This window comes from Methylobacterium sp. WL18 (assembly GCF_008040015.1).
GTDB lineage: Bacteria > Pseudomonadota > Alphaproteobacteria > Rhizobiales > Beijerinckiaceae > Methylobacterium > Methylobacterium mesophilicum.
The window spans coordinates 1-6,552 of the sequence record NZ_VRVD01000255.1 but is presented as its reverse complement, the minus strand read 5'-3'; the positions used below and the strand labels follow the sequence as shown (position 1 = coordinate 6,552).

The window sequence follows — 6,552 nt, the reverse complement described above, 5'->3', positions numbered from 1 at the left end:
CCGGCGGGCGAGGTCAGCCTTGGCGGCCTCCCGCAGGGCCGGATCGGTGAGCGCCAGGGCGCCGGTGGCGGCCATCGCCTTGGCGACCTGGACCATCGCCTTGTGGGCCGCGGGGCTGCGCCCCTGGGCGACCACCTGCCAGGTGTGGAACGGGGTTCCGATCGCCACGGTCGGCGCGTGGGCCTGCACCGTCGGCACCACCCAGCTCACGTCGCCGACATCGGTGGAGCCCACCGCCGGGTTGCGCGGGGCGTCGCGCGGGACCAGGAAATCGGCGAGCGGTGCCTCCGTGCGGGGCAGCCCGATGGCGCGGAACACGGCATCGATGTCGCCGTCGCTGAGCGTCCCCCGGATCGCGGAGGCGAAGGCCCGGTCGGCCGCGTCGAAATGGGGCGGCCCGAGGTCCTCCATGACGCCGTGGAGCGCCTGCTCCAGCGGGTCGTTGCCGAGCAGGTTCGAGACGGCGCTGACGATCCGCACCTCGACGCTGGTCTCGGTCATCAGGGCGGCGCCCTCGGCCACCTTCTTCACCCGCTCGACCAGGGCGAGCATCCCCGGCAGGTCCCGCGCCCGGATCGAGTAGCGCACCCGGGCGCTCGCCTGGACGACGTTGGGGGCGATGCCCCCAGCGTCGAGATAGGCGTAGTGCACGCGTGCGTCGGAGGGCATGTGCTCGCGCATGTAGTTCACGCCGACGCTCATCAGCTCCACCGCGTCCAGCGCCGAGCGGCCGAGATGCGGCGCGGCCGCCGCGTGGGCGGTCCGGCCGGTGAAGATGAAGTCCGCCCGTGTGTTGGCGAGCGCCACCGGGGGCGCCACCTCCCAGAAGCTGCCGGGATGCCAGGAGATCGCGATGTCGGCATCCGCGAAGGCGCCGGCGCGGACCATGAACGCCTTGGCGGCCCCGCCCTCCTCGGCCGGGCAGCCGTAATAGCGCACGCGGCCGGGGGTGCCGGTCTCGGCGAGCCAGTCCTTCACGGCGGTGGCGGCCAACAGAGCCGCCGCCCCGAGCAGGTTGTGGCCGCAGCCATGGCCGTGGCCGCCCGGCTCGACGGGCCGGTGCTCGGCCACGCCCGCCTCCTGAGACAGGCCCGGCAGCGCGTCGTACTCGCCCAGGAAGGCGATGACCGGACCGCCCTCTCCGGCCTCGCCCATCACCGCCGTGGGGATGCCCGCGACCTGCTCGGTGACGCGAAAACCCTGGTGGCGCAGCTCCGCCGCGTGCTCGGCGCAGGAGCGCTCCTCCGTGTAGCAGACCTCCGGCATGCCCCAGACGCGCTCGGACAGGGCGATCAGCCGCGCCTTCTGCGTGTCCACGTGGCGCCACACGGTGTTGCGGTTGTCCATCGGGTCGTCTCCGAGCGTGTCTCGCGTCGATGCGCACCCATAGCGGGTGCGGCGCCCTGCGTGTCCGACCCGTCATGCAGGCCCGGGGCCAGGCTGCCGAGCCCCGGCGACGACGTTTCGCCCCAAGCGTAACTGGCGCGCCCCTTGCCAAGGGCCTTGCCAAAGCCGCACCCAGAAGGATGCTGTGCGGGTCGCGGCGACAATCAGGGATCGATGCATGGACGAGCGGGATCTGCGCGGGCTCATCGGGCGGGTGAAGTCCGGGGACCTGTCACGGCGCGGCTTCGTGCAGCGGATGCTGGCGGTCGGCCTCTCCGCGCCGATGGCCGGGCTGATGCTGGCCGGGAACGGGGTGGCGATGGCCGCCGACATCCGCGCCGGCTACAAGCCGGCCAAGGCCGGCGGCGGCGGTGCGCTGCGCCTGCTCTGGTGGCAGGCGCCGACCCTGATCAACCCGCATTTCGCCATCGGCACCAAGGACCAGGAGGCCTCGCGGATCTTCTACGAGCCGCTGGCGGCCTGGGACGCGGACGGCAACCTCGTGCCGGTGCTGGCCGCCGAGATCCCGTCCAAGGAGAATGGCGGGCTGGCCGCGGACGGCCGCTCGGTGGTCTGGAAGATCAAGCCGGGCGTCACCTGGCACGACGGCAAGCCGCTCACCGCCGACGACCTCGTGTTCACCTGGGCCTATGCCCGCGACCCCGCCACCGCGGCGGTGACGATCGGCTCCTACAAGGATTGCACCGTCGAGAAGGTCGACGACCTCAGCATCCGGATCCTGTTCGACAAGCCGACGCCGTACTGGAGCGATGCCTTCGTGGGCACCGTCGGCATGGTGATCCCGAAGCACCTGTTCGCCGCCTATGCCGGCGCCAAGTCCCGGGACGCGCCGCAGAACCTCGCCCCCGTGGGCACCGGCCCGTACCGGTTCCTCGAGTTCCGGCCCGGCGACATCGTCCGCGGCGAGCGCAACCCGAACTACCACCTGCCCAACCGGCCCTATTTCGACACGATCGAGATGAAGGGCGGCGGCGACGCGGTCTCGGCGGCGCGCGCGGTGCTCCAGACCGGCGAGTACGACTACGCCTGGAACCTGCTCGTCGAGGACGAGGTGCTCAAGCGCCTGGAGACCGGCGGCAAGGGCCGGGTCGACGTCGTCTACGGCGGCAAGCTCGAGTTCCTGCTGCTCAACACCACCGACCCGAACGTCGAGGTCGACGGCGAGCGCTCCTCGCTCAAGACCAAGCACCCCGCCTTCTCCGACCCGAAGGTCTGCCACGCGATGAACCTCCTGGTCGATCGCAAGTCGATCCAGGACTACATCTACGGCCGCACCGGCCGGGCCACGGCCAACTCGGTCAACGGCCCGGAGCGCTTCGTCTCGAAGAACACCAGCTTCGCGTTCGATCCGGCCAAGGCCAACGCGCTCCTCGACGAGGCCGGCTGGGCGAAGGGCTCGGACGGCGTGCGGGCCAAGGACGGCAAGCGCCTGAAGCTGCTGTTCCAGACCTCGATCAACGCCCCGCGCCAGAAGACCCAGGCGATCATCAAGCAGGCGGCGGCCAAGGCCGGCATCGAGATCGAGCTGAAATCGGTCACCGGCTCGGTGTTCTTCTCCTCCGACACCGCCAACCCGGACACGTTCCCGCATTTCTACGCGGACATGGAGATGTACGCGATCAGCATGACCCAGGCCGACCCCTCGACCTGGCTGCTCCAGTACGTCTCGTGGGAGGCCGCCACCAAGGAGAACAAGTGGCAGGGCCGCAACATCGCGCGCTGGCGCAACGCGGATTACGACGCGGCCTACAAGGCCGCCCAGGCCGAGCTCGATCCGGTCAAGCGCGCCGCCCTGTTGATCAAGGCCAACGACCTCGCGGTCTCGGAGAACATCCTGCCGCTCATCCACCGGGCCGAGGTCTCGGGGGCCGCCGCCAAGCTGGTGGCGCCGCGCAGCGGCTGGGACAACGACCTGGCGTTCCTGCCCGAATGGAGCCGGGAGGCCTGAGCGGGAGACGCGCGCCGAGAGTCGAGGCACACCAATGGGCGCCTACATCCTGCGCAGGCTCTTGATCGCGATCCCGAGCCTGCTCGGGATCAGCCTGATCCTGTTCGTCGTCCTGGCGCTCGCGCCGGGCGACCCGTTCGGCGAACTCGCCGCCAACCCGAACGTGCCCCCGGAGGTGCGCGCGGCCCTGCGGCTCAAGTTCGGGCTCGATGACCCGATCTTCACCCGCTACCTGCGCTGGCTCTGGGCGATGCTGCACGGCGACTGGGGCTTCTCCTTCGCCAGCCGGGTGAACGTCGACACGCTGATCCTGCAGCGGCTGCCGACCACCCTGTTCGTGGTCGGGTCCTCGCAGGTCCTGGCCCTGCTGGTGGCGGTCCCGGTCGGCCTCTACGCCGCCCGCCGGCCCTACTCGCTGGCCGACCAGGTCGCCAACACCCTGGCCTTCGTGGGCTTCTCGCTGCCGACCTTCTTCACCGGCCTGCTGTTCATCCTGCTGTTCTCGATCAAGCTCGGCTGGCTGCCCTTCGTCTACCAGGCCGACCTGCCCGGCACCGGGCTGGCCTGGGCCTGGGAGAGCGTGCGGCAGGCGATCATGCCGGTGGCGGTGCTGGGCTTCTTCCAGGCCGCCTCCTACACCCGGTACGTGCGCGCCTCGGCGCTGGACGTCGCCCGCCTCGACTACGTCACCACGGCCCGGGCCAAGGGGCTGACCGAGGGCACGGTGACCCGCCGGCACATCGCCCGCAACGCGCTGATCCCGGTGGTGACGCTCGTCGCCCTCCAGATCCCGGCGGTGTTCGGCGGCGCCATCGTCACCGAGCAGATCTTCCGGATCCCCGGCATCGGCTCCCTGCTGATCGACGCGATGCTGGCCAACGACACCCCGGTGGTGATGGCCGTGACCTTCGTGTTCGCCGGCCTCGTCGTCCTGTTCAACCTCGTCGCGGACCTGCTCTATGGCTGGCTCGACCCTCGCATCGCCCTCCGTTGAGGCGCCACCCCTCGCCCGCGCCCCGGCCTCGCCCGGGCGGGAGACCTGGCGGCGCTTCCGCCGGCACCGGCTGGCGCTGGCCAGCGTCGCCGTGCTGGCGGTGCTGGTCGGCGGCGTGCTGTTCGGCGGCCTGATCTGGCCGCTGGCCATCGACGACATCGACTTCTCGGCCCAGCTCCAGGGGCCGTCCTGGGCGCACCCGTTCGGCACCGACGACCTCGGCCAGGACCTGCTCGCCCGGATGATCTACGGCGGCCGGATCTCGCTCGCGGTGGGCTTCGCCGCCATGGCGGTGGCGAGCCTGATCGGGGTCGTGGTCGGGGCGCTGGCCGGCATGTCGCGCCGCCTGCTCGACCCGGCCCTGATGTGGCTCACCGACCTGTTCCTGTCGCTGCCGCAACTGCCCCTGCTGCTCCTGGTGATCTACCTGTTCCGCGACAGCCTGAAGGCCGTGTTCGGGGTCCAGGGCGGCGTCTTCTTCATGATCGTCGCGGTGATCGGCGGCCTGCGCTGGATGCCGGTCGCCCGGCTGGTGCGGGCGCAGTTCCTGACGCTCCGCGAGAAGGAGTTCGTCGAGGCGGCCCGCTCGCAGGGCGCCACCACCGGGCACCTCGTGCGCCGCCACATCCTGCCGAACGCGCTCGGGCCGGTGATCGTGGCCGCCTCCATCGAGGTCTCGGCGGCGATCATCGCGGAATCGACCCTCTCGTTCCTGGGGCTGGGCTTCCCCCCGGACATCCCGACCTGGGGCCGGCTGCTGTTCGACGCCAAGGACCATCTCGACGTCGCCCCGCACTGGGCGCTGTTCCCCGGCGGCGCGATCTTTTTGACGGTCCTGTCGATCAACTTCATCGGCGACGGCCTGCGCGACGCCCTCGACCCGCGCCGGGTTTTTTGAGGTGGGGCGGCGCAGCTTCGAGAGCGGCCAGATCGCCGTGCGCCTTCCCTCCCCCCTCTGCGGGGGAGGGTGGCCCCTGCGTCAGCAGGGGTCGGGAGAGGGGAGCCCGGGTTCAGCAAAGTGCGCGACTGGCAAGACGGGCCAAGCCCTGTTCTGCCCCGTCGCTTCCCTCTTGCGCGACTTCGTACCGGCCGGCCTCCCTTCGGGGGCCACCCTCCCCCGCAGAGGCTGCCGGATTCACAGATCGGGCTGGGCAAAACGGTTGCAGGATCAGGCGCAGGTCCCCTCTCCCGTGCGGGAGAGGGGGTTCGTCGCGCCCTATGAGTGCCGATGTCTGAACGTCGTAGCCCGCAGAGGGGGAAGGGAGATGCGCGGGTCGTCTCCCGCCCGTCCCAGCCCGCAACGGTGCTGGCATCCGCATGGGATAAGGGTGCGGGTGGGACGCGCGGCGCAGCTTGAAACGCGGATGGGTGAGGAAAAATGCCCGTGACGGACCCGATCCTCTCGGTGCGCGACCTCACCGCCGCCTTCCGCTCCGACGGGCGCTGGCGCGAGGTGGTGCACGGCGTTGCGTTCGATATCGGCCCGCGGGAGACCGTGGCGCTGGTGGGCGAATCCGGCTCCGGCAAGAGCGTCACCGCGATGTCGATCATGCGGCTGCTCGCCCGGGACGCCAGCCGCGTCGGCGGCAGCGTGCGGTTCGAGGGCCGGGAGCTGCTCACCGCCTCCGAGGCCGAGATGCGCCAGGTCCGGGGCGACGCCATCGCCATGATCTTCCAGGAGCCGATGACCTCCCTGAACCCGGTCCTGACCGTCGGCTTCCAGATCGCCGAGGCGCTGATCCGGCACCGGGGCCTGTCGCGGGCCGCCGCCGAGGCCGAGGTGGTCCGGCTGCTCGACAAGGTACGGATCCCGGGCGCCCGGTCGCGGATCCATCAATACCCGCACCTGTTCTCCGGCGGCATGCGCCAGCGGGTGATGATCGCCATGGCGCTGGCCTGCCGGCCCAAACTCCTGATCGCCGACGAGCCGACCACGGCGCTCGACGTGACGATCCAGGCCCAGATCCTCGACCTGATCAAGAGCCTCCAGGACGAGGAGGGCATGTCGGTCCTGTTCATCACCCACGACATGGGCGTGGTCGCCGAGATCGCCGACCGCACGGTGGTGATGTATCGCGGCCGCGCCGTGGAGGCCGGCCCCACCGCACGGATCTTTTCCGCGCCCGAGGATCCCTACACCCGGGCCCTGCTGGCGGCCGTGCCGCGGCTCGGCGCCATGGCGGGCCGGGCCCGGCCGATGCGC

General features: G+C 71.1%; 5 protein-coding genes. 4 read left to right on the top strand and 1 reads right to left on the bottom strand.

Translation table 11 applies throughout. The features are described from left to right. Positions 1–1,347 (bottom strand): M20 family metallopeptidase (locus FV228_RS17360; protein WP_147855771.1); only part of this gene is annotated, 1,347 nt, incomplete at its 3' end. Between the two features lie 217 nt (positions 1,348–1,564). Between FV228_RS17360 and FV228_RS17355 the strand changes: the two genes are divergently transcribed. From FV228_RS17355 to FV228_RS17335, 4 genes are all read left to right on the top strand, one after another. Then, the gene (locus tag FV228_RS17355) at positions 1,565–3,355 is read left to right on the top strand and encodes a peptide ABC transporter substrate-binding protein (protein ID WP_147855770.1); all 1,791 of its coding nucleotides are present in this window, start codon (positions 1,565–1,567) and stop codon (positions 3,353–3,355) included. Positions 3,356–3,389: 34 nt separating this feature from the next. Then, entirely contained in the window at positions 3,390–4,349 is a 960-nt protein-coding gene (locus FV228_RS17350; RefSeq protein ID WP_147855769.1) for an ABC transporter permease, read from the top strand. Continuing rightward, complete coding sequence (locus FV228_RS17345; protein ID WP_147855768.1) at positions 4,315–5,247, top strand: ABC transporter permease; 933 nt, start codon at positions 4,315–4,317, stop codon at positions 5,245–5,247. The genes FV228_RS17350 and FV228_RS17345 overlap by 35 nt, the downstream gene beginning before the upstream one ends. Before the next feature lie 480 nt (positions 5,248–5,727). Then, positions 5,728–6,552: ABC transporter ATP-binding protein (locus FV228_RS17335; protein ID WP_187277791.1), on the top strand; the 825-nt coding region annotated here is incomplete at its 3' end.